We start from the raw sequence: 24003 nt of genomic DNA on the forward strand, positions 1-24003 counted from the left end.
ATTATATATAATTTAGCAAAAAAGGAGCTTTTTTAGTTATCTAGGACAGCCCCAAATTATAAATTACTTCTCTGATACAGAATGCGTAATCCTAAAATAATCGCATTCGCCTGAAAGCCTTAAACTTTTAAAATTTAAATCAAAATATCTTTTAATGAAGCTGTTATTTATATAATTTATTATACCTGACACTATATCGCTTGCTGTAAGAAGTGCATTATCCTGAGTAAGTTCTGCTAAAGATTTGGTAGATCCTTTATTTAAACCAAGTGCTTTAATATCTACCCCCTTATTTTTAAATAGTGCTGAAAGCATACTATCTCTAAAATTATACCATTCATCAGCATCAATACTTTCTATTTTTTCAATCCTGCCGTATTTTGAAATAAAAATTCCTCCGCCGTTATTTATAAAATTTCTTATTTCTCTTTCTGCTTCTTTTCTTTTGCTGTCATTAAGTTCTGTATTAGCTATAAAATTAAAACTATGCTCTCCTATATTTTTTAAATTACGGTTAAAACTATTATCCATAGACTCTAAAATCTGCCAAAGAGAATATGCACTGTATAAAAAAGGCTTTCCTATAATATCGCCTTCAATACTTCCATAACTTGCATATCCTGCTATTGCCAAATCAAAATTTATATCTGTAATATATGCTTCATCATAATTATAATAGTCTTTAAAAAATTCTTTACGGCTTTTTATTATGCCTATACTTTTTATTTCATCAGCATCATCTTCGTAAAAATTAAATTTATATATTGAAGAAGGATCATAATATTTAAATCCCCTAAGTCCGTCAATCCTTCCTTTGAATCCGTAAGATTTAGCAGACAGAACTTCTAATTTAGGAGTGAAAAAACAAAATCCGTAAACTAAAGCATTATAAGAAACATTAACTATTAAATTTTTAAGTCCTCCTGCTCTTTCAAATTGGCTTATAAAAAAATTATATGCATTATTTATCTTTTCATTATTTTCGCATTCTTTCGGCTTTTCTAAAAAATAGTTAAAAGAATTAAAAACTCCTCTGTAAAACTGCAGTATAGGCTCAAGATAAATAGAGCTCTCCATTCTTTTGCAAGTTAATGCCCATTTATGAGGAAATGAAAAATCATCGCTTTCATCTCCTCTATTGTATATTGTATTTGGAATGCCTGAATTATAACTGCTTGTTGCTGCTCTATTTAACTCATCATTTAATCTTTCTATCTCTTTGTTTTTATATTTTAATTTATTGTCATATTCTTCTATAATTTTTTCTATTTTTGACTGCTTTAATTGAACTTTATTATCTTTCATAAATATAAATCCTTAATTAATAATTTTATTTATTAATATATAATAAAAAATATAAGCTATTATAAGTTAAATATATTTAATATAATTAATTTATAAAAATAAAAAACCTGCATTCATATATAATAAATACAGGCTTTAATAATTATAATAATCAGAAAATAAATAATTAAAAAATATCTTTAACTATTATAGTCTCTTCCCTTTCAGCTCCAACTGATACAATAGATATATCTGTTTCAATTATTTCGCTTAATCTTTTTAAATATTTTTTTGCATTTTCTGGGAGTTTATCATATTCTCTTATATCTTTTATGCTTGTTTTCCAGCCGTCAAATTCTTCATATACAGGCTCAGCTTTTGAAAGTATTTCCAAATCAGCAGGATATCCTTCCAATATCTTGCCTTCATATTTATAGGCAATGCATATTTTTAATTTATCTAATTCATCTAATATATCAAGTCTTGTTAAAGCTATGGAATCAAGCCCGTTTACATAAGAAGCATATTTTACAACGCATGCATCAAGCCAGCCGCATCTTCTTGCCCTTCCTGTAACAGTGCCGTATTCTCCTCCTTTATCTCTTATAAACTGTCCGACATCATCAAAAAGCTCTGAAGGAAAAGGACCTTCTCCAACTCTTGTAGAATAAGCCTTAACAACTCCTATAACATTATCGATTTTGCTAGGACCAATTCCAGAACCTGTACAAGCTCCTCCTGCTGAAGGGTTAGATGAGGTTACAAAAGGGTAGGTTCCATAATCCAAATCAAGCATAGTAGCCTGAGCACCCTCAAAAAGTATATTTTTATTTTCTTTAACGGCTTTATTTAATATAATAGATGTATCTGCAATATAGGGCTTTAATCTATCGGCATATTCTAAATATTCTTTTAAAAGATTATCATAATCAACGCCTTCATGATTATAAAGTTTTTTAAGAAGTTTATTTTTAAGCTCAACATTAAACTTTAATTTTTTTTTGAATGTTTCTTTATTTATAATATCGCATATTCTTATACCCAAACGGCTGGCTTTATCCATATAGCAGGGACCTATTCCGTTTTTAGTAGTGCCGAGTTTATTTTCTCCTAAATCAGCTTCCTGCATCTCATCTAATATTTTATGATAAGGCATAATTATATGGGCTCTGTCTGAGATTTTAAGGTTTGATATATTTACATTCTTTTTCATAAGATCATCAATTTCGCTTAAAAAAACTTTAGGTTCAATTACAACCCCGTTTCCTATAACACAAATTTTATCTTTATGAAGTATTCCAGAAGGAAGAAGTCTTAATTTATATTTAACATTATTTACCATAACAGTATGACCTGCATTGCTTCCGCCATGAGAACGGACAATATATTCGCATTTATCAGCAAGATAATCAACTATCTTTCCTTTGCCTTCATCACCCCATTGAGTACCTACAATAATTATTGAAGCCATTTTAACTCCTTATTCTGTTTTTTAATTAAAAAACAGATATAATTTTTTAACACTATACATTTTGATATATCAAAAACACATAGGGGATATTATATTAATATTTTTTTATAATTTCAAGTAAATTTGATTAGAAATTTCTATTTATAATAATGTTTTACTATTAATATATTGTTTTTAATATTTCTATAATGCTTTATAATAAATAAAAAATATTTTGGATTATTTTATGACTGAAAAATTAAGAACAAAAATAAAAAATCTAATAGAAGGAAAATATTTTGAAGAAGCAATAAAGCTATGCGATGAAGCCATTGAAAAAGATAATAAAGATGAAGATGCATATTTTCTCAAAGGAAGCAGCTGCAGAATATATAAGAAAAGTACTTCACTTAAAAAATACAGAAATGAATAAATTAGATGATATAAAGGTGAGTATATCGAAAGCACCTTTAAGGTAATTATTAAAAAAGTCAATTATTCATAATAATGAGTTTTACAAGCTGTTATAAATATTGAATCATTTTCTATAAAATACACTAATCTATGTTCTTTATTAATTCTTCTCGAATATAAATTTGATAAATCTCCTTTTAATCTTTCTGGTTTTCCTATACCTTGTAAAGCACCATTTCTTTGTATATCTTTTATTAATTCATTTATTTTATGCAAAATTTTTCTATCATTTTTTTGCCAATAAATATATTCATCAAAAGCATCTTTTTCAAATACTATTTTTTTATTCATCAATTAATTCCTTAACTTCAATACCATCTCCTTTTTTTAAATTGTTATATCTGCTTTTTAATAAATCAATATTTTTTTTATTATAAAAATTATATTTTTTATTTCTTTTGATTCTAAAAGGAATTGACTGATTACTTATAGATTTTTTTAAAAATATATTAATAGCAGTATTAGTATCCAAACCTAATTCATTAAAAAGCTCATCAGCATTTTTTTTTAACTCATCATCAATTTCTATTTGCATAATAATTTTCGGCATATAAAAATCTCCTTAAAATTATTATAATTCATATTAAATAAATTTGAATACCATAATTTTATTTTATCTTGTGTACATTTGACTGTTTCTAGCTTTATAGCTGTTCATAAGCCTATAAACTTCATCAGGATTCAAAGCCTGCTCTACATTTATAGTAATATTCCAAATATCTCCTTTAGAAAAACTTTGTTCTTGAAGCTGTGCATTACTTTGAACTGAGATTTTTCCTGATTTATTTGTCACTATTTCTGCACCCATTTCTCCTACTATAGCAGAACCTCCGTCTGGAATAATATATCCTGCACTTCCGAATGCAAACTGAGGAGCCTTAGGAGGATTCGATTTTATATTATCCAATGCTTTTGCAGATGATACTACTCCTGAAGCGGCAGAAATTGCAGAAGATACTGCAGCAGCTGATACTATAAGTCCGGCCGCAAATCCTGCAAGTCCTCCCTGAGCAAATGAAGTGGCAGTTCCTAAAGCTGACTGAGCTATAGTGAGAGAAGGTATTAAAAAAGCATCAGCTATTGCTTTAGATTTTTCCATTTCAGCAAGTTTTACATTATTATCCCATTTTGCATAAGCCTTATCATATTCAGCCTGTGCTAATTCTCTTTCTAATAATTTTCTTTGATTTTGTATATCTTTTTCTTTTTGTAAATCTTCTTTTTCTTTGTCCTGTTTTTTCTTTAACTCCTCCTGCTTTATTCTTATAGCTTCTTCACTCATAACATCATTATTATTGATTGCTAATTCTAATTCTTCATCAAGCCTAGCTAAATAATTTTCATAATATTCATCATCTTCTGTTTTTTTATTTTCTTTTAACTCTCTTTTATAATCATCAAACTCTTTAAGTTTATTTTTTGCCGTTTCTATTTTTTTATCATAAAAAGTTAAATCATCATCAAAAAAAATAGAAAATACCGAACTTAAATCTTTATATATACTTAATATAGATGAAAGAGAACTCTTTATATCATTAGTAAAATTTTTTACATCAATATCTTTTATATTCTTATCAAGAGAATTAAGAGAATCTGAAGTATTATCTACTGCTGTTTTAGTTTCTTCTGCCGATGATGTTAAAGAATCAAATATTTCTTTTGAGCCTTTAAAAAATGAAGAAGATTCGTATGCCGAGTTTATTTTTTTTATAATATTTTCTGTATTTATAAGTTCTTTATTTGTATTTTCAATATTTTTATATGTATCTTTTAAAAAATTATTAGTCATATTTATAAACCTATTTGTATAATTATCCGTTTAGAACTTTCTCAAGATTCTTTCTTTTTTCTTCCTGATTATATAAATAATTAATAAGATTTACATTCATCTTTGATAATTCCAAATCTATATTAAGAGCATTATTTTTAAATTTATAATCAATGGTTCTTATATTCATATCAATACTTCTTGAAGCAGCATCAAAAAAACATATAAACTTTTCATAAAGTATATTGCCTCTCTCAGAAGTTATTATAATATCTCTTTTATCATATCCCCTTACATCAAATACTCCGAAACCATTAGTAAAATATTTTCTTTGTGAATGTTCTTTATCTTCAATTTGAAATACAGCTGAAATATTTGATGATTTTGTTTGTTTATCCTTATTATCTTGAATACCGTCAGAAAAAAATATAACTATTTTATTGATATTATAACTTTGACTGCAAATTTGCTTATAGTATTTATCTATATCCGAAAGTGCTACAGAATATTGCTGTTTATAATTAGGATATTTTTTATACTCTATTTGCTCATCAATATTTATAATGTCTGAAGAATAAATTTTATTTAATCTGCTTTCTGTTTCTGTGAAATCATTAAAATCTATAATCTGATAAAAATTATTAACAGGTTTTAATATGCATTCTATACATTCATTAATATTCAAATCATAATTTTTATGATTAAGGCTTTTTATTTTAATAATTTCTTTCTTTGTTTGATTTGTCAAAAACTGATATGCATAATTGTATGCTAAATCATAATTTTCTAATTTATATTCTATTTCAAATATATCTGTCTTTATTCCTATTTCTTTTTCTAAAGGTATTTGAGGATAGAGTTTATCTGCTCCTACTATTTTAGGAAGAGTTCTGTATACTTCTTTTTCATTTCCTTCATCATCAGTAATGCTGTCTTTCATCTTTATAATATATCGGCTTACCAAATCAGCAGAATCTTCTTCATAATAGCTTTCTGAAAAATCATTATTATGCCAATTTAATTTTTTGCTTGGCATATCTGAAAACTCTTTAAAATAAAAATTATTATCAAAATCTACTCCCCAGCACCAAGTATCAGACATATTTTTTTCAACCTCATCAAGTATATCAGAAATATTTTTTCCGCTGAATGATATTGTTATGTTTTTATCATTATTAAGCTTTATATTTTCTTCATCAAATATTATTCCCATCTCTTCAATTTTTTCTTTTAATGATAAAACTATATCCAATGCCCCTTTAGTATGCTCTAATATTAAATTGCCTTGTATATACTGATGAAGAAGTTTTCCCCATATAGGAATAATACTTAAATTAAGCCCTGCATTATCTATACTCTCTATATATCCTGCAAATCTTTTTCTGCCGTTAAGATAATATTCAACTCTGTCATTAATATTAAAATAATTTGAAGGAGTGCTGAAACTTACTTTACTTACATCTCCGCCTCTTTTATTAACTTTAAACTCATAACTTAAATATGTATTATAAGCATTCTCAGTATATATATTATCATTAATCTTTATATAATTAGCAAACTCCTCAAATTTAGTATAAGGTGCAGGAGGAAGTTTGTATATTTTATTTCTTAAAAAATGATAAGGCATTTTATTTATCATATTAGAATACCTCTTTTATATCTTATAGAAGCCTTAATGCAGGTTTGATTGCTTTCTAAATAAAGTATATTATTTCCTACATTGAGTTCTGGCTGAATCCCCTTATAATTATAAGCAACAGAATTTATATTTAATTTCTCTCCGTCAAAATCTATATTATAAACTCCGTTTCTTAATTCAGCAGAGCATTCTACTGCGAAATTCTGTCTGTTTGCAAATAGAAATTTCAGCTCTCCTCCTATAACTATAAACTCCAAATTAAAACTTAAGGGAACAGGCACTAAACTTAAAGATTTATAATTTATATCCTGTTTATATTCTTCTGAAATTATTAATTCATATTCTTCTTCTTTCTGTCTTAAAAATACTTTATCCAATGCCTCAAGCGAAATATCTATAATGCCTAAATTATTTATATATTTAATATTATATCCGCCTACAGATTTAATAATATATTCTGCCTCATAAATTTCATTTTCAAATATAGTTCTTATAAAATATCTTTTAATATTACTGGATAAAATCATACTTGTATATTTTGTATATTGCTCTTCAATTTTTACCCAAGAACCTAAATCATTTCTATACTCATAAATTGGAATTCCTATATTAAATGATCTTCCGCTCGAAATATTTCCTATACCTGTTTTTATAGAATAATATCTGTTTCCGTCAGATACCTTATAATCAGTTTTTATATCATCAGATTTTATATTCTCTGCGGTATTTATAATATCAAATATCTCTTCAGAATATTTATCTCTTACTATAAGCTTAAAATCAAATGACATAAAAAATGCTCCTTAAATAATATACATATATAATAAAAAATATAAGATATTATAAGGACTGCATATTTTATGCTTATATATTTAAATACTAGAAATATAAAAATTTTAAATTACTGAGATTTGAAAAAATAATAAAAATTAAGAATATATTTTTTATTTTGCATTAATGTTTTTAGTATTGGTATGATTTAAAAATATTATAATAGCACTGCATTTTTATAAAAATTACAGCACTATTATAAAAGTGATTTTTATTTATATGATTTTTCTAATATATTTAATACTTCTTCATCTGTAAAATTATGAGGATCGCATTGAAATAATCCGCCCATAGCAAATCTTGCATTTTTAGCTATATCAGGCAGTTCTTCTTTTTTTATGCCGTAATCTGAAAGCTTTAAATTATGAACATTGCATGCTTTTTGTAAATCTGTCAAAGCCTCTACAAAATCTGTAGGTTTATCAGCATCTTTTCTGCCTAAAGCCTTTGCCATATTTATCATTTTTTCATTGCATACATTAGAAGCAGCAATAATAGTATAATATTCTTTACTGATTATAATAAGCCCTGCACCATGTTCAAGTTTAGGATAATAAGCACTTAAAGAATGTTCAATAGAATGTTCGGCTGTGCAGCTTGAAATACTTTCAACTATTCCTGATAAGGTATTAGCCATAGCAACATCTTCTCTTGCCTTCATATTATTTCCGTCTTTTACGGCATTCGGCAAACTTTTTCCTATAAGTTCTATTGACTTTAATGCAAATAAATCGCTCATTTCACTTGCTATTTTATTTATATATCCTTCTGTACTATGAAACAAAGCATCAAAACCTTGATAAGCTGTAAGCAGAGGGGGCACTGTTTTCATAAGTTCAGGATCAACTATAGAAAGATAGGGATAAGTTTTTTCATATCCGAAGCCTATTTTTTCTTTTCCATTAGTTATTACAGTCCAAGGATCTGCCTCTGTTCCTGTTCCTGCAGTAGTAGTTACAGCAACTATAGGAAGAGGATCATTCGGTATGCTCTTGCCTTTGCCTGTGCCTCCGAATATATAATCCCAATAATCGCCTTCATTAGAAGCCATAATAGCAATAGATTTTGAAGAGTCAATACTGCTGCCGCCTCCTATACCTATTATAAAATCGCAGTTTTCTTTTTTTGATAAAGCTGCACCTTCCATTACATGTTCTTTAATAGGATTAGGAAGAATTTTATCAAATAAGCAGTAACTTATATTAGCTTTATCGAGCTCTTCTTCTAATCTTTTTAAATATCCGTACTTTTTTATAGAAGTTCCGCCTGTAACTATTAATGCTTTTTTGCCGGGTAATTTCTGCTTATGCAGTTTATTTAATGAGCCGCATCCGAATATTAATTTACTAGGCATATAAAAATTGAAATTCATATTATCCCCCATTATATAAATATATTATGTTTACTATTATATCTTTATATTATATTTAAATCAAATTGATAGTATTATTATGCTGTTTTTATTTAAGATGAAGAATAAGGAAATTTTTTTATTATTTGAAGATACTTTATAAATCTTTTTATTTTTATATTTTTTTTATTAACGGCTAATGCCTTTTTATAATATTCTAAAGAATTATTATAATATTCATTTACTTCTCTGTTTTTCTTATATTTAAAATAATAACAAATTCCAATGCTGAAATATACTTCATAATCATTTTTACCATAATATTTATTATCTATAGACAAATTATAATTATATATAGCTTTGTCAAGATACTCATCATCTTGTTTTTGTTTTTTATACAAAAGTAAATATATATCCCCAATCAATGAATATGCTTTAATATTGCCGAGTTTTACAGATTTATACAAATTATGAAATGCATTTTCTATATAATCAATTTTCAAAGTTTTTTCAAATAAATGTTTTAATATTAAAGCTTTATTATAATTGCATTTAGGATAATTATTATTAATATCCAAAACTCTGCTGTAGCAATGAAATGAATGAATTATATACTCATAATTATTAGTTTTTAAAAATATACTATAATATAAATTTCCCATATTAAAATAATAATCTATATTGTTATTTTCTATACCTGAAATATATTCCAAATAAAATAAAGTAAATAATGCATATTTTATTTTTTTAGTAATTTTAAATAAATACTGAAAATAATCTATGCATAGCTTTATAGAAAGTATATCATTGCTAAAATTATTTAAGTATTTTCCTGCTTTTATAAGATATTTATTATTTTTATAAATATCATACATAACATTATTTAATATAAATAAATACTTATTTGCTAATACCTTATTATCTGTTAAAAGGGAAGTATACTTATCAATATAATCGTTTATAGAAGCCTTATCATCATATTCAGTAAATAGCATATAATAAACAGAGCTTAATTTTTTATAAATAGAATTGATGCCTATACCATAATTTACAGCCTTATCATAATATTCTATGCATTTTATAATATATTGGTATTTTGTTTCTCTGTCTAAATCATTATTAGATATTTTTAAAATATATAAATCTCCAAGCCCTTCTAATGCTGTTAATGAATTTTCATTATTATATAGTATAGCTTCAAAGCAGGAATGAGAATTATTAAATATTCCATTAACATTATAAACTCCGTAAACTATATAATATAAAAATCCCAAATTTTCTATAGCAGAATAATACATATTATCAATATTAATAGCCTCAAGATAATTGCTTTCAGCTAATTTATAATCTTCAAATCTGCTTTCAATTATTCTTAAATGATAAAGAAGTGCCGAATTATAATATAATGTTTTATCATACTGATTGATTTCTAATGCATAATTAAAATTATCCAAAGCCGTATTATAATCTTTTATATCTTTTTTTATTTTATATTTTTCATAATAAAGTATAGCTTTCTGAGATAAAGTTTTCATATCATATTTGAAATTTTTAAAATGCTTATCTATATATTTTAATGATAAATCAAAATATTTATTTGTATTATGATCTTCTATATATTTTAATCTGTAAAGTTCGCTTACGGCAATAAAAGAATTTGAACGGCTGAAAAATAATAATGATTTAGTAAAAAAATCATCTCTTAAATTATAATTAGATATTTCAAAATTATCTTTTAAACTTTCAAAATATAAATAATAATAAAAATATCCCATATTATAATCAGCATAATATTTTAAAATATAGTCAGAATCTAATACTCCGTCATTTAATAAAGTTTCATAATCATTTAATGATAATGTAAAATAATTTGAATCATTAAAATAATTAAATGCCAATCGGTATAACTCAAATCTGTTAATATAAGTATAAAAATAACTGCTGTCAATGTTAATTGCCTTATTATAAAAAAGCATAGCATTGTCAAAATCTTCTTTGTTTTTAGTTATATTAAATTTAACTTCATACAAGTAGGCAATTGAGTTTAATATATCGCATTCATTTAAATCTAAATGATTGAATGAAGAAATAGCTGCATTAAAATACAAATCATCTAAAGTATTTTTATAGCATAATATATATAGATGAGCCATAAAATAATATGCATTATTATCTGTATCTTTAGCTTTATCATAATAATTCATAGCTAAAATAAAATCTTCTATATCTTTTGTTAAATCATATTTTACAGCATAAGTATATCCTAAAATATTATAATAATTACTGCAGTTTTCTATATTTTCTAATATTGAAACGGCATCATCATAGAAATATATATATTTGCTGTATTTAAACATAATTGCATGCAAAAAAGCAACATTAATTAATGTATTGATATCATCATTTACATAATATAATTCTATATAATAATTTACAGCAAGCAAATAATAATCAGAATTTTTAGTAAATAAAAATTTATCCTTATATAATTTAGCTGTATAGTATAATGCAAAAATATTATCATTATCAAAATCTAAAATATTCAAATATGCTTCAGCTGCAATATCAAAATATTTTTCTTTTTCAGCATTAGAATATTTGTATTTATATAATGAAAAAATATTATAGCTTAAATTAATATCATTTTTTATTAAAGTTAATACTTGTTTATAGCATTCTAAAGATTTATTAAAATATTCATTGTCTTTAGTATTAATATATTTAAAATGATAAAGTATTGCTAAAATAAAATAACTTATCTCATTATTATGATGTATTATTTTATTTATATGATCTAATGCCAAATCATAATAAATATTATCAAAATTATAAATATATTTTGTATAGTATAAAAAAGCAGCTTTGTTTCTAGCATATAAATTACCGCTGTTTTTTATAAGTATAGAATTAATTCCCGCTATAACATTTTCAAAACTTTCATCATCTCCATTATAAGCATATTCATCTATATAGGAATCTATTAGTATTTGAATTATAGCAGTATCATTATATCTTATATTTAACTCTTTATTATCTTTTATTTTTTTAATGCAGTCATAAAAATATTCATCATTATATTCTAAAGTTTCAAAATTAAGTTTTTTAAGAAAGGAAAGTCCTGAATCTGCTTTCATATTATTGATAAAATTATAATAATTCATATATCATTAATTTAGAATATATAATATAATTAATTATATATAAAAAATAATTTATTTAAATATATTTATTTATCAAAAATACTATTTTTTTATTATTAATTATTAAAAAATTACCAAGACATTTGAACACCTAGTCCTACATAAATATCATTTAATGACGGATAATTTTTTAATGTATTATCATCTATTTTTTTAGGCAGATTTAAAGCAAACATTATATAAGGCTCTCCTGTTACAATATTTTGATGTCCTGAAACAGGAATACTTGCATTAAAACCTAATTTCAATGCTGCAGAATGCATATAATCTTTAGAGAAGTATGCATATCTATATGATAAAGATGCAAAGAAATTATCAAAATATATATGGCTTAAATTAAAATGAGAACTCAAATAACCTAAAAGCTCAATATCTCCTCCTAAAAAATAATTTGACTTATATTTTTTGTTTTGCACATAAGCATAAAATTCTTCAGGTGCCTTTACTTCTCTTGCCCCAAATACTGCAGAAGCTCCGTCAAATGCGGTATTTGTACCGAATGCATAAGAACCGTAAAAACTTGCCCTTATAGGAATATATCTTGTCTGAAACTTAGTGCTGAAATCTACTGCAAATTTATTATATTTAATTGAATATGTAGGATAAACTGTAATATTTACTAAATCATCTCTATAAGGCTTATCATTTTGAACTCTGAAAATCATTGAAGCTTTTAAAGAAACATTGAAAGTATATGAAGAATATTTCCAATTAAATGCTGATGAAGTATTGGTTTTAGGATTAACAAATTCTGAAAATAAAGCTCCTATAACTGAAGGTTCAAGTAAAAAATAAAGCTTATCGCTTTCAGTATTAAGGATAAACTGCATAGCAATATAAGAGTTTAATCTCCAATAGTTATAAGAAGAATATACCACATCGCTTTTAAATCCGAAATATAAAGGATAAAGAAAATTAAAAGATGTAACAGTAAGCTCGGTTTGAAGAAAATTAGAAGGTATATCATATCCTATCCAAATTGAAGCTAAATTATTTAATGCAGGAGTAGATATATAAGATAATATTCCAAGCCCATTAATAATTAAAGGAAATGTATTATTAATCTGAGGCAGAGGAATCCACATAGCCCAAGGCTTTAAATATTTAAAAGCATTATAATTTCCAAGCTCCATTTCGGGATTAAACTCATATTTATTTATTTCTTTATCAGTATATTCAATTTTTTTTGATATGGATTCTTTATCAGTATATCTCATAATACTGTCATACTCTGAAAATCTTCCCTTATAATAAATATCTTCTCCTGCATAAACAGCAGAAAATACACCGCCTGAATAATCTTTAGTATAAAGCTTCATACTATTATTATTTAAATCTATTTCTCCAAGTTTATAATATCTGTCATCATTATTATAAGAAAATAGAAGTTTATTATTTGAATGCCTTAAATATCTTACATAATTAAGAGTATTATCTTTAGTATCGATATATTTAATAGATTTATTATTATAATTAAATACTGCCAAATGCTTTATTCCGTTTTCTGTAATTATCAATGCTATATTATTATCATCAATAACAGCAGGCGAACTGTATCCGAAATTATCATTAGCAGGAAGTAAAATTTCTTTTTCATTATTTTCATTTATATATACTAAAATAGAATTATGCAAATCTTTTGATACGCCTATTATGCCTTCTTTGAAATATCTTGCATACTGCAAATCAAACCATTTTCTTTTTGTTCTTATTTTTTTATTTAAATCATATTCTTTAATGATATATTTATAAAGTCCTCCGCTGTACATTACAGAAACTATCAGAGCATTTTTTCCGTCTTTTGATATATCCAAACTTTCAGATCCTCTGTCTATTAAAAATTCCAATTTCAAATCTTTTTTATTATCCTGATTATTTCTTTCTTTTTTATATGAGTATAATGCTCCGATATCTCCGTCTATATAATAAACTGTATCATCATAAGAATAAATATCATTAATAAAAGTTTCCTTATCATTTACTTTCATATTTTCGCTTGGATTAATATTTTCTAATGCGAGAGAGCTTTGAAAGTCATACCATACTTCATTAAACTTAATGCCGTATACCTTTTTAAAAGCTCCGTAAACTCCTGAATTATAAACCAAAAAAGAAAAATGAAGTTTAGTATGCATTCTATTCCAAAACTCATTATACTTTTCCATTCCGAATCTTTCCTGAAGATATTTTGAAAATAAGCCTCCATATTCATAATAAACATTTCCATAAGGCATTTTAGTCCAAACATAGGAAACTTGAATAGGAGTTCTGAAATTTCCTTCAAACATATCCTGTCTTAATCTCTGTTTTACTAAAGGATCATTAGCCCTGCCGAAACCTGTAAAACTTTCCATACTCACAGGAGCTCCTTCAATCATAAAAGGCATAGCATTAATATGCACAAATGATGCCCAATTGCCTAATATCTTAGTAGAAAGTCCTGTATTTTCTGAAGTCATTGAAAGCAAATGAGTGAGTTCATGTATAAATACTGATTCAAAATTATTACTGTAGCTGGTAAAGTTCTCATCTAAATTTGTATCATAAAGTATTAAACTTGAATAAGGGAGTATCATAGCAGCTGAATTAAATAAATTAAAATCAGGAGTTATAGTTATTGCTATTTTTCCTCTTACAGTGCTATTTAAAATTTTAGAATATTTTTCGTATATATTATCAGCAGTTTTTGCAAGATTCTCTGCAGTTCTCCTTGACTCTATAGGAAATATAATTTCAAATTTTTTCGTTTGTATAGTATATAGCTTTCTAAACGGCTTGAAAACTTGAGGATAAAGCCTGACGCAAAAAATATTTATTATACATAAAAAAATAAAAAACTTTTTCATAAATAAGCGATGTTTAGTATATTATAATTCATCTTTTTTGCAAGCTTATATATCAGCTTTATTTTTAATTATTATAATTCCTGCATATAAAGATATTAGTCCCAAAGCTGTCAGTAAAATATAAATACATATTTCAGAAAAAGGAAGTTTTATATTTCTAGGCTTATCAGGCTCATACCATAAAGCTATTTTATCTCCTTTTTTTCTAAAAGGATAATAGCTTTTTAAAGTTGTATACAGCTTTCCGTATTTATCAGTTTCATAGCTTATCAGCATCGTATTTTCATATCTTAACTTTCTATATTTATATACTTTTTTTCTATTATACTTTTCAACTATGCATACGGTATGCTTATAATTTTTTGAAGTCTTAAAAAGATAAATAAATCCTATTATTCCTGATAATAATAAAAATATTCCTAATATAAAAAACATTAATTCATATATTTTTTTATTCATATACTAATATTCCAATAAATTTAGAATTAAATACTAAATTAAGACTGACTTTTATATATAAATATTTTTTAACTAGTTTTATCTTTTTTAAAAATACCCTGAAGCATTAAAGCCAAAGCCCCGTCTCCTGTAACATTGCATGCAGTTCCGAAACTGTCCTGTAATGCAAATATAGCAAGTATCAAAGCAGTTCCGTCATTGTTAAATCCCAAAACTGAAATTATTATACCCAAAGATGCAACTACAGTTCCGCCGGGCACTCCCGGAGCACCTACAGCAAATATGCCTAGAAGTATAATAAATAAAATCATAGTGCCTATAGGAGGAATATGCCCATATAATATTTTAGATATAGTCATAACAAAAAAAGTTTCTGTTAATACTGAACCGCATAAATGTATAGTCGCTCCCATAGGTATAGCAAAGTCTACAATATCTTTATCCAAAGCATCAGATTTGCCTGCACATTTTAAAGCTACAGGCAAGGTGGCGGCTGATGACATAGTTCCTACAGCGGTAAAGTAGGCAGGTCCGTAATGCTTTAATACTCTTATAGGGTTTTTCTTTGATATAATTCCCGCTATAGTGTATAAAACCGTAAGCCATATAAAATGTCCTGCTATTGTTATTATTATGATGATTAAAAATATAGGAATACTTTTAATTATAGTTCCTTCATAAGATAAAGTAGCAAAAGTAGAGCCTATATAAAAAGGAAGTATCGGTACTACTATATTATTTACTAAAAATAAAATTATATTATTAAGCTCATCTAATAAATTTTCAAAATACTGAGATTTAGTTTTAACTATAGCAACTCCTCCGCATATAGCTAAAAATAATGCTGTTATTACAGGAAATAGCGGATTAATATCTAATTTAAATATCATTTCAGGAAGTGCTTTTCCTCCTGCAACATTTGAAGCTATATTCAAATTCGGTATAATAGCATATCCTGCAATAACTGAAAACAAAGCAGCACCCACAGAAGAAAGATATGCAAGTGCAAGCATAACGCCAAGCATTTTATTTGCTTTATTTCCCATTCTGGTAATGGCAGGAGCTATAAATCCTAATACTATTAAAGGCACCATAAATGATATTACCTGATTAAGTACATACTTTATAGACTGCACAACATTAATCACAGCAGCATTTGATAATATGCCTATTACAACTCCTATAGCTATGCCTAACAGCAGTTTTATTAATAAATAATCTTTTTTATTTTCTATATTTTTCATAAAATTATCCTTAAATTTTTATATATAAAAAATAGTATATTCAATTTATATATGTTTGCAAATTATATTTTTATTTTTAAATACTATGAAGATAAAAAAGTATTATGCATAAAATTTATACCCTGAACTATATTTTTTTCCTTCATTTTTTTTGTTATAAGATTTATTATTTCGCTTTTTGATTTTTTCCATTTAGGAGCTATTAAACTATCTCCCAAACTATCTCCCATTAAACGGGATATTATAATATCGGAGCGTGTAAAAGAAACAGCATCTGTCATTAATTCTATATAAAAATCTTCATCTAAAACAGGAAAATCATATTTTTTGTATATGCTTTCAAAATAAGAATCTTTTACTATATCAAGCTGATGAAATTTTACGGCATCAATTTTTAATGATGATGCATCTTTAACTGTTTTCATCATATCATCTCTGCTTTCTAATTCTATGCTGTTATTATTAATTTTTTTAGGCAGTCCGAATATTATATGCGTACATATTATGATATTATTATAATTGTTTTTTATATGATTTACCATTTCAGCAAAAGAATTATAATTATGTCCTCTATTAATAAACTTTGAAGTTTCATCATTTGAAGACTGAAGCCCCATTTCAAGCCAAATTTCTTTGCCTGATGATTCAGATAAATCATTAAGTTTTTTTAATACATCATCTTCAAGCATATCGCTTCTTGCTCCGAACATAAGCCCTACGCAGTCATTAAAATGTACTAAATTATAAGCATACTTTAATGATTCTTTGGAGGCTAATGATGATAATGGTGTTCCAAGCTGAAAATATGCATAGAATTTTTGGTATCTGCCTCTATAATTTTTAACACCGTTTATCCATTGATTATTTATATCTTCTTTTGCAATATAAGGAGGTTTATAGCTATTTAAATTACAGAATCGGCATCCTCCTTCATTGATTTTATGTGCACAGCCGAAATTCGTATCTATGGATATTTTACCTACCTTTGCTTGGAATTTATTTTTCACATAATCAGAAAATGAATAATAGTTTTTATCATTTTTTATATTGTTTTTGTTTTGCATACTAATATCAGTATATCAGAAAATAAATTTTTTAAAACCAAAAAAATAGGTATTATTCATTATAAATGAAGTTTACAGATATTATTAACAAAAAAATAGGAGCTGTAATAGATTTTAAAATTTAAGTATGACTTTTACAGCATTACATTATTAAAAGAAAATTAGATAATTACATATTCTATTTATAGTTATAATGTTTTAATAATCTTAAAGTTGAAAAACAATTAGAAATCATATATAATTCATCAAATATAATACAGCCTACAAAGTTTTTATATATTTTACAAAATATGATTTTTTTGTATTTTATATAAATTAATTTTATAAAAAAATAGGAGTGAATATGAAAAAAATTATATTAGCAGTAATGCTGTTTATAACAACCGCAAGCACAAGCCTTATGGCAAAAAGCGGTTTTGGCGTTGATTTGACAGTGCCTTTAGGTGCCGGCATAGGTTTTTTCTACGAAGACGGCAAAGAAAGCAAGGTATTAAAACCTGATGCAGGATTTGAATTCGGAGTATATTTAAGACCTAATTATTATTTTGATTTAAATGTATTATCACTTGGTATTGCATTAGATTTAGGATATCAAAGAGATGTATTTGCATACCGCAGCGAATCAAATTTAAATAATGGCAATTTGACATTCGACAGCTTAAGTTTAGGTTTAATGCCTAAAATAGATGTATTATTTCTTTCTATAGGTTTAGGAGCAGGCGTTAAATTTCCTCTAGGAGGCACAAGCTATTCTAAAGAAAAAAACGGAGGTGAAAATGTTGAGAAATATAATTTTGCAAATTTACGCAGCAAATTTGATAATTTACTGATACCGTATCTTAAACTAAATTTAGACTTCCTATTATTATACAATGTTACTTTAGGTATCTATATGTCTTATGATTTTCCGCTTATGGATTATAAAGATATTGTTCCTAAAACTTCTTTCGGAGGACTTGATATAGGAGGGCAGATAGGAATAAGATTCTAATAAAACCGTATAATAAAAAAGATTATAAAAGAACCATACCGAATTTTTTCAGTATGGTTTTTTATTTAAAGTCATTCTATAACAGCATAAGCTCTAACAGGAGAACCTTCTCCATCTCTGATTTTTAAAGGTGCTGCACTAAAAAAGAAACTTCTATTTTTTAATTTTTCTAAATTTACCAAAGATTCTATAATGCATATATTATTAGAGAATAAAATTTTATGTGTTAAATTATTTGTTTCTAATGAATCAACAGACGGAGTATCAAGCCCCACAGTTTTTATTTTTAGTTCTGCTAATTTTTCCGCCAATTCTTTATCTATATAGGGCCATAAATCAAAATATTCATCTGTACCCATTTTACTTTCCCAGCCCGTTCTAAATATTAATATATCATTTCCTTTAATTTTATTAAAATCAAAATCAGACGGAAGCTTAATAGCATCGCCTTTATTTGAAGGAATATCTATACAGTAGGCATTTCCTATATAGTGAGATAAGTCTATATTTTCTGCTGTTGGTTTTCCTTCAATGCAATGCATAGGCGTATCGACATGAGTTGCTGTATGAACACTCATAGAAATGTTTGTTACATAAAATCCTGAGTTTTTTCTGTCATTTGTATGTTTTATCATAACTTCAGGGTTTCCCGGATAAGACGGTATTTTATCATATATACTTGCAGATAAATCTATTATCATATATATACTCCTTTAAAATTATTTATTTGAATTATCATATCTTTTTTTATTATTAGATTTAGTACTGCTTAGAGAAGCAAATATCACCATTCCAGCCTCTTTAGGAAGAACATTGTCTATTTCTATTTCAACATTTTTTCCTATCAAATGTCTGGCATTATCAACTACTATCATAGTGCCGTCTTCTAAATATCCTAAAGCCTGTTTATCTTTACCTTCTCTTATCAAATCTATATTTATAGTTTCACCTGGCAAAACGACTACATGAAGACAATTAGCAAGATCATTGATATTTAATATATCAACCTCATGTATAGATGCCACTTTCATTAAGTTAAAATCATTAGTAATAACTTTAGCATCCATTTTTTTGGCAAGCTCAATAAGTTTTAAATCTACTTCTTTTATATTAGGAAAATCTACATCTGTTATTGAAAGAAGTATATTTTTAGATGATTTCATTTTATTTAATATCTCTAAAGCCCTTCTTCCTCTTATTCTTTTCTGCGGATCTCTTGAATCGCTTAAAAATTGAACTTCCTTAATAACAAATTCAGGCAGTATAAGAAGTCCGTCAAAAAATTTCTTTTCAGCTATATCATATATTCTCCCATCAACTATAACAGAAGTATCTAATATTTTAGATGTTTTTATCTTATCAGGCTTGGTAAGTTTCAGCATATTTGATATGTTTGGCGTAAATGCTATAACAATAGCAAAAATTAAATAGCCTTCTGCAAAAAGAATAATCAGTCTTTCATTTGAAGGCAGTGATATTCCTACAGCATCGATAGTGCTTATAGTTAAAAGAACTGTTATCAATGTTAAAAAAAATGATATAAAAAAAGTTAATGCTGTTTTTGAAGATTTTTTTCTTATGAATAAGAATTCAAATAAAAATATAAATACAGAACTGATTACAAATACAGTTAATGTTTTATAATTAAAATGTTTTAGTATAAAATAATCTGCAGTAAGTACTATACAAGATAGTATAAAATATGCAGCTCTCCACATAATTTCTCCTTAATTTTATATAGATATTTTATTTTTATTGGAATAAACTAAGCATAAACTATTATCTATAATTATTCTTTAGAAGTATCTTTTTTCTTTTTTTTGGTATTTTTGGGAGTATCTTTTTTTTCTTTGATAATCTTCTCTTTTTCCAAAGGCTTGGTTTTGAATTTTTTAGCAGATTTCTCTAAAGCATTTGATACTATATCTTCAATTTCATCTTTATCTTTTTTTAATGCTATACTAATTTCATTAACTATAAACATATAAGCTTTTTCATATAAACGTTTTTCGCTTGCAGAAAGCTCTTTTAATTTGTTTCTAGTAAATAAACTTCTTGCAACTTCTATTGTATCTTTAATATCTCCGCTTCTAAGCTTCTCTTCATTTTCCTGATATCTTATTTTCCAATTATTCTCTATATCCTGAGGTTTTGTTTGTAATATATTCAAAAAATTATCAGCTTCTGCCTTAGATATTATTTTTCGTATGCGGTATTCTTTAACTCTGCTTATAGGTACTTTTAATGTAATATTTTCACTTTTACATTCTAAAACATAACATTCTACTAAATTAGAATTAACTTTGTTATCTGATATTCCTATAACCTTACATATACCATACATAGGATATACAACATAAGTATTCAATTTATACATATTAGCCTTTCTTAAATAATATAGTTAATTGTTTATTCTAAAAAATATAATAATATACCTCAGTCTATTATAAGGTTAAAAATATAAAAAATCAAGTATTTAGTTACAGTATCATAAACAATTATATAGCTTGCTATATTTTAAATTATATAGTATACTATGTATTATTATTTTTATTTTTAAAGGAGGAATTGTTAAATGACAGATAAAAAAATAGATTTATTTGAAAATTACCCTGTATCAAAAGCTCTGATTACACTGGCACTTCCTACAATACTTGGAATGTTAGTAAATGTTTTCTATAATATGGTAGATACTTTTTTTGTAGGGCAGACAGGTGACCCTAATCAAGTAGCAGCTGTATCTTTGTGTATGCCTATATATCTGCTTCTTATGGCTTTCGGTAATATATTTGGAATAGGAGGAGGCTCTTATATATCAAGAAAATTAGGCTCTAAAGATTATGAAAGTGTGAAAAAAATATCTTCATTTTCTTTTTATGCAAGTATAATAGTCGGATTTATTTCTATGGCTGTGTACTTGGTATTTATGAATAATATATTAAAAATTTCAGGTGCAAGTCAAAATACATATCAATTTTCTAAAGATTATTTAATGATAGTAGCATTCGGTGCTCCTTTTGTAGTTAATCAAATGGCTATGGGACAGATTGTAAGAGCTGAAGGTTCTTCAAAAGAAGCTATGATAGGTATGATGATGGGTACTATTATTAATATTATACTAGACCCTATAATGATTCTTTATATGAATATGGGTGTTGCTGGTGCTGCTCTTGCTACTATAATAGGAAATGCATGCTCTTCTATTTATTATATACATCATATATTAAGAAAAAAATCTTTTCTATCAATACATTTTAAAGATTTTTCTTTGCATAGAGATTATACTTTTAATATATTTGCTATAGGAATACCTGTTTCTATTAATAATATACTTATGAGTGCTTCAAATATACTTATTAATAATTTAACTGCAGTATATGGCGATAATGCAGTTGCAGGATTAGGTGTTGCTCAAAGAATATTCACTTTAGTAATATTAGTATTTATAGGACTTTCTCAAGGACTTCAGCCTTTTGTAGGGTATAATTTCGCTTCAAAAAATTATAAAAGAATGAATGCCGCCATAAAAATATCATGCATTGTAAGTGCAGCAATAGGATTTTTACTTTTAGGATTATCTTTAATATTTGGAAGGCTTGCTGTAGCAGTATTTATCAATAATGAAGAAGTAATTGATTATGGAATTAAATTTTTGGTAGCTAGTTATTTAATAGCTCCTATTATAGGATTTCAATTTATATTTATGTCTACATTCCAAGCATTAGGAAAACCTATTCCTTCTCTAATACTTTCTATAAGCAGACAAGGTATAGCATTTGTCCCTACTATACTCATAGGTACAAAATTATTCGGAGTAAATGGTATTATATGGGCTCAGCCTATAGCCGATATAGTTACTGTTTTAATAGCGGCAATTATGTACATATATATTTATAGAAAAATGAAAAGAGAAGCATTAAAGCAAGAAAAAAACAAAGAAAGTAAAAAAAGTAAAGAAGAAAAAAGCAAAGAAAATGATAATAAACAAAATAATTCAGAGCCTCTTTATATCAATATATAGTAAATATATTATTAATTTTAATAAATAGTATATTCTTAATTCAATAAATAATATATTATTAAAAAAGACATGCATTTATAAAAATGTATGTCTTTTATTTTATAACTATAATAAAAATATTTAAAAGATTAATTCTATATGTTATAATTATTAAAAATTAATCGGAATTAATAAAAATGCATGAATTCAAACTTATAGAAAAAATAAAAGAATTAACTAAAAATAATAATACTGATAATATAAATATAGGCGATGACTGTGCTGTTATAAAAAATATAAGCAATGATAAAGATATACTGGTAACATCTGATATACTTGTTGAAAATATACATTTCTCTTTAAAATATTATTCCTTTTATGATGTAGGATATAAATCTGCTCAGGTAAATATAAGCGATATTATATGTAAAGGTGCTTATCCTAAAAATGTATTCATATCTTTATCAATACCCAAAAAAATAAATGATAAAAATATATTAGAATGGTACAGGGGGTTTTTAGATGCATGCAAGCCTTATAATATAGAAATATCAGGAGGAGATACAACTTCTTCAAATGATTATTTTTTTATTTCTATAACATTAATAGGTACAATAGAAAAAAATAAAGCAGTATTAAGAAGCAATGCAAAGATTGATGATAATGTTTATATTATAGGATTTGCAGGCGAGAGTGATTTAGGACTTAAAAAACTTTTATCAGGGAATTATGATTATAATGATAAAAGCATACAGTCCCATTTAAGACCAAAAATTTTTTTTGATAAATGGAATGAAATATTAAATAAATATGAAATAAACTCTTCTATAGATATAAGCGACGGACTTTTACAGGATGCATATCATATTGCTAAAGAATCTTATAAAACTATAGAAATATACAAATCTTCTAATTGGAATTTAGTAAATAGGTTTTTTAAATCAGATAATACTAACAATTCAAATAGTACTAACAATAATGAAGAAATACTAAAATCCATTCTTACAGGCGGAGAAGATTATGCTATTATTTTCACAACTCAAAATAATATACCTGAAGAAAATAATTTAATAAAGATAGGAAAAGTTAAAGAATATTCAAATACATATATAAAATTTTTAGATTCAAATAATAAAGAAATATATTTTAATTCATTAGGATTTATACATTATTAAAATAATAATTTATTATTGTTGCTAGCTATAAACTCGCTTTAAATTAGTTAATAACTAAAGTTATTAGCTGCTCGTTTATGTTTATTGTTATCGATAAACTCGCTTTAAATTAACTTATAACTTCCTTCGTCAGTTATAAGCTGCTCGTTTATCGCTTTATTTACTAATAAAAAACTTGTTCGTCAATAATCCCTGCCATTCTAAAGAATGTCAGGCACTCACAAGTT

At 25.7% G+C, this 24003-nt stretch carries 20 protein-coding genes; 4 read left to right on the forward strand and 16 right to left on the reverse strand.

The genetic code is table 11. The features are described 5' to 3' along the window. Positions 1-63: 63 nt before the first annotated feature. Together QZ288_RS06890 and QZ288_RS06895 are read right to left on the reverse strand one after the other, a co-directional pair. On the reverse strand, positions 64-1305 hold the full coding sequence (locus QZ288_RS06890) for a phage capsid protein (protein WP_295156851.1): 1242 nt from the start codon (positions 1303-1305) through the stop codon (positions 64-66). Positions 1306-1471: 166 nt separating this feature from the next. Then, positions 1472-2755: an adenylosuccinate synthase gene (locus QZ288_RS06895; protein WP_295156854.1), complete on the reverse strand. Its 1284-nt coding sequence runs from the start codon at positions 2753-2755 to the stop codon at positions 1472-1474. 226 nt (positions 2756-2981) lie between these two features. On the opposite strand from QZ288_RS06895, the gene QZ288_RS06900 reads away from it, so the two are divergent. Next, the gene (locus tag QZ288_RS06900) at positions 2982-3167 is read left to right on the forward strand and encodes a hypothetical protein (RefSeq protein ID WP_300717621.1); all 186 of its coding nucleotides are present in this window, start codon (positions 2982-2984) and stop codon (positions 3165-3167) included. Between the two features lie 62 nt (positions 3168-3229). Here QZ288_RS06900 and QZ288_RS06905 read toward each other — a convergent pair whose 3' ends face one another. The 11 genes from QZ288_RS06905 to QZ288_RS06955 form a co-directional block, all read right to left on the reverse strand. Further along, complete coding sequence (locus QZ288_RS06905; RefSeq protein ID WP_295156857.1) at positions 3230-3499, reverse strand: Txe/YoeB family addiction module toxin; 270 nt, start codon at positions 3497-3499, stop codon at positions 3230-3232. Further along, positions 3492-3758, reverse strand: a complete 267-nt coding sequence (locus tag QZ288_RS06910) for a type II toxin-antitoxin system RelB/DinJ family antitoxin (RefSeq protein WP_295156859.1) — start codon at positions 3756-3758, stop codon at positions 3492-3494. The genes QZ288_RS06905 and QZ288_RS06910 overlap by 8 nt, the downstream gene beginning before the upstream one ends. Before the next feature lie 63 nt (positions 3759-3821). After that, on the reverse strand, positions 3822-4997 hold the full coding sequence (locus QZ288_RS06915) for a hypothetical protein (RefSeq protein WP_295156862.1): 1176 nt from the start codon (positions 4995-4997) through the stop codon (positions 3822-3824). A gap of 22 nt (positions 4998-5019) precedes the next feature. Further along, the gene (locus QZ288_RS06920) at positions 5020-6615 is read right to left on the reverse strand and encodes a hypothetical protein (RefSeq protein ID WP_295156865.1); all 1596 of its coding nucleotides are present in this window, start codon (positions 6613-6615) and stop codon (positions 5020-5022) included. Then, entirely contained in the window at positions 6612-7406 is a 795-nt protein-coding gene (locus QZ288_RS06925; protein ID WP_295156868.1) for a hypothetical protein, read from the reverse strand. Before QZ288_RS06925 ends, QZ288_RS06920 begins: the two co-directional genes overlap by 4 nt. 251 nt (positions 7407-7657) lie before the next feature. Next, positions 7658-8818, reverse strand: a complete 1161-nt coding sequence (locus QZ288_RS06930) for an iron-containing alcohol dehydrogenase (protein WP_295156871.1) — start codon at positions 8816-8818, stop codon at positions 7658-7660. Between the two features lie 92 nt (positions 8819-8910). Then, on the reverse strand, positions 8911-11931 hold the full coding sequence (locus QZ288_RS06935) for a hypothetical protein (RefSeq protein ID WP_295156874.1): 3021 nt from the start codon (positions 11929-11931) through the stop codon (positions 8911-8913). A 137-nt stretch (positions 11932-12068) separates the two neighbouring features. Further along, complete coding sequence (locus tag QZ288_RS06940; RefSeq protein ID WP_295156877.1) at positions 12069-14843, reverse strand: TreP protein; 2775 nt, start codon at positions 14841-14843, stop codon at positions 12069-12071. A gap of 45 nt (positions 14844-14888) precedes the next feature. Next, positions 14889-15302 carry a hypothetical protein gene (locus QZ288_RS06945; RefSeq protein ID WP_295156880.1) on the reverse strand — a complete coding sequence of 138 codons (414 nt, stop codon included), beginning with the start codon at positions 15300-15302 and terminating at the stop codon, positions 14889-14891. A 68-nt stretch (positions 15303-15370) separates the two neighbouring features. Beyond that, positions 15371-16546, reverse strand: coding sequence for a dicarboxylate/amino acid:cation symporter (locus tag QZ288_RS06950; protein WP_295156883.1), 1176 nt, complete (start codon positions 16544-16546; stop codon positions 15371-15373). 83 nt (positions 16547-16629) lie between these two features. Beyond that, positions 16630-17610: a TIGR01212 family radical SAM protein gene (locus tag QZ288_RS06955; RefSeq protein ID WP_295156885.1), complete on the reverse strand. Its 981-nt coding sequence runs from the start codon at positions 17608-17610 to the stop codon at positions 16630-16632. A 343-nt stretch (positions 17611-17953) separates the two neighbouring features. Here QZ288_RS06955 and QZ288_RS06960 point away from each other — a divergent pair, with 343 nt between their 5' ends. Then, positions 17954-18601, forward strand: a complete 648-nt coding sequence (locus QZ288_RS06960; RefSeq protein ID WP_295156888.1) for a hypothetical protein — start codon at positions 17954-17956, stop codon at positions 18599-18601. A 71-nt stretch (positions 18602-18672) separates the two neighbouring features. Here the strand turns inward: QZ288_RS06960 and QZ288_RS06965 are convergent, their stop codons facing one another. The 3 genes from QZ288_RS06965 to QZ288_RS06975 all read right to left on the reverse strand — a co-directional run bounded on the left by QZ288_RS06965 (position 18673) and on the right by QZ288_RS06975 (position 20978). Next, positions 18673-19302: a cyclase family protein gene (locus QZ288_RS06965; protein WP_295156891.1), complete on the reverse strand. Its 630-nt coding sequence runs from the start codon at positions 19300-19302 to the stop codon at positions 18673-18675. 18 nt (positions 19303-19320) lie between these two features. After that, positions 19321-20319 (reverse strand): PIN domain-containing protein, encoded by a 999-nt coding sequence (locus QZ288_RS06970; protein WP_295156894.1) that lies wholly within the window; start codon positions 20317-20319, stop codon positions 19321-19323. Between the two features lie 71 nt (positions 20320-20390). Further along, entirely contained in the window at positions 20391-20978 is a 588-nt protein-coding gene (locus tag QZ288_RS06975; RefSeq protein ID WP_295156897.1) for a CarD family transcriptional regulator, read from the reverse strand. A gap of 198 nt (positions 20979-21176) precedes the next feature. On the opposite strand from QZ288_RS06975, the gene QZ288_RS06980 reads away from it, so the two are divergent. Together QZ288_RS06980 and thiL are read left to right on the forward strand one after the other, a co-directional pair. Beyond that, positions 21177-22622 carry an MATE family efflux transporter gene (locus tag QZ288_RS06980; RefSeq protein WP_295156900.1) on the forward strand — a complete coding sequence of 482 codons (1446 nt, stop codon included), beginning with the start codon at positions 21177-21179 and terminating at the stop codon, positions 22620-22622. A 176-nt stretch (positions 22623-22798) separates the two neighbouring features. After that, positions 22799-23776, forward strand: coding sequence for a thiamine-phosphate kinase (thiL, locus tag QZ288_RS06985; RefSeq protein WP_295156903.1), 978 nt, complete (start codon positions 22799-22801; stop codon positions 23774-23776). The last annotated feature ends 227 nt before the right edge of the window (positions 23777-24003 follow it).

The sequence above is a fragment of the uncultured Brachyspira sp. genome (assembly GCF_910578695.1).
GTDB lineage: Bacteria > Spirochaetota > Brachyspiria > Brachyspirales > Brachyspiraceae > Brachyspira.

What these genes read in the sequence shown, in the direction of transcription:
- QZ288_RS06890 (WP_295156851.1), bottom strand. Translation starts at nt 1,305, where the DNA reads ATGAAAGATAATAAAGTTCAATTAAAGCAGTCAAAAATAGAAAAAATT.
- QZ288_RS06895 (WP_295156854.1), bottom strand. Translation starts at nt 2,755, where the DNA reads ATGGCTTCAATAATTATTGTAGGTACTCAATGGGGTGATGAAGGCAAA.
- QZ288_RS06900 (WP_300717621.1), top strand. Translation starts at nt 2,982, where the DNA reads ATGACTGAAAAATTAAGAACAAAAATAAAAAATCTAATAGAAGGAAAA.
- QZ288_RS06905 (WP_295156857.1), bottom strand. Translation starts at nt 3,499, where the DNA reads ATGAATAAAAAAATAGTATTTGAAAAAGATGCTTTTGATGAATATATT.
- QZ288_RS06910 (WP_295156859.1), bottom strand. Translation starts at nt 3,758, where the DNA reads ATGCCGAAAATTATTATGCAAATAGAAATTGATGATGAGTTAAAAAAA.
- QZ288_RS06915 (WP_295156862.1), bottom strand. Translation starts at nt 4,997, where the DNA reads ATGACTAATAATTTTTTAAAAGATACATATAAAAATATTGAAAATACA.
- QZ288_RS06920 (WP_295156865.1), bottom strand. Translation starts at nt 6,615, where the DNA reads ATGATAAATAAAATGCCTTATCATTTTTTAAGAAATAAAATATACAAA.
- QZ288_RS06925 (WP_295156868.1), bottom strand. Translation starts at nt 7,406, where the DNA reads ATGTCATTTGATTTTAAGCTTATAGTAAGAGATAAATATTCTGAAGAG.
- QZ288_RS06930 (WP_295156871.1), bottom strand. Translation starts at nt 8,818, where the DNA reads ATGAATTTCAATTTTTATATGCCTAGTAAATTAATATTCGGATGCGGC.
- QZ288_RS06935 (WP_295156874.1), bottom strand. Translation starts at nt 11,931, where the DNA reads ATGAAAGCAGATTCAGGACTTTCCTTTCTTAAAAAACTTAATTTTGAA.
- QZ288_RS06940 (WP_295156877.1), bottom strand. Translation starts at nt 14,843, where the DNA reads ATGAAAAAGTTTTTTATTTTTTTATGTATAATAAATATTTTTTGCGTC.
- QZ288_RS06945 (WP_295156880.1), bottom strand. Translation starts at nt 15,302, where the DNA reads ATGAATAAAAAAATATATGAATTAATGTTTTTTATATTAGGAATATTT.
- QZ288_RS06950 (WP_295156883.1), bottom strand. Translation starts at nt 16,546, where the DNA reads ATGAAAAATATAGAAAATAAAAAAGATTATTTATTAATAAAACTGCTG.
- QZ288_RS06955 (WP_295156885.1), bottom strand. Translation starts at nt 17,610, where the DNA reads ATGCAAAACAAAAACAATATAAAAAATGATAAAAACTATTATTCATTT.
- QZ288_RS06960 (WP_295156888.1), top strand. Translation starts at nt 17,954, where the DNA reads ATGAAAAAAATTATATTAGCAGTAATGCTGTTTATAACAACCGCAAGC.
- QZ288_RS06965 (WP_295156891.1), bottom strand. Translation starts at nt 19,302, where the DNA reads ATGATAATAGATTTATCTGCAAGTATATATGATAAAATACCGTCTTAT.
- QZ288_RS06970 (WP_295156894.1), bottom strand. Translation starts at nt 20,319, where the DNA reads ATGTGGAGAGCTGCATATTTTATACTATCTTGTATAGTACTTACTGCA.
- QZ288_RS06975 (WP_295156897.1), bottom strand. Translation starts at nt 20,978, where the DNA reads ATGTATAAATTGAATACTTATGTTGTATATCCTATGTATGGTATATGT.
- QZ288_RS06980 (WP_295156900.1), top strand. Translation starts at nt 21,177, where the DNA reads ATGACAGATAAAAAAATAGATTTATTTGAAAATTACCCTGTATCAAAA.
- thiL (WP_295156903.1), top strand. Translation starts at nt 22,799, where the DNA reads ATGCATGAATTCAAACTTATAGAAAAAATAAAAGAATTAACTAAAAAT.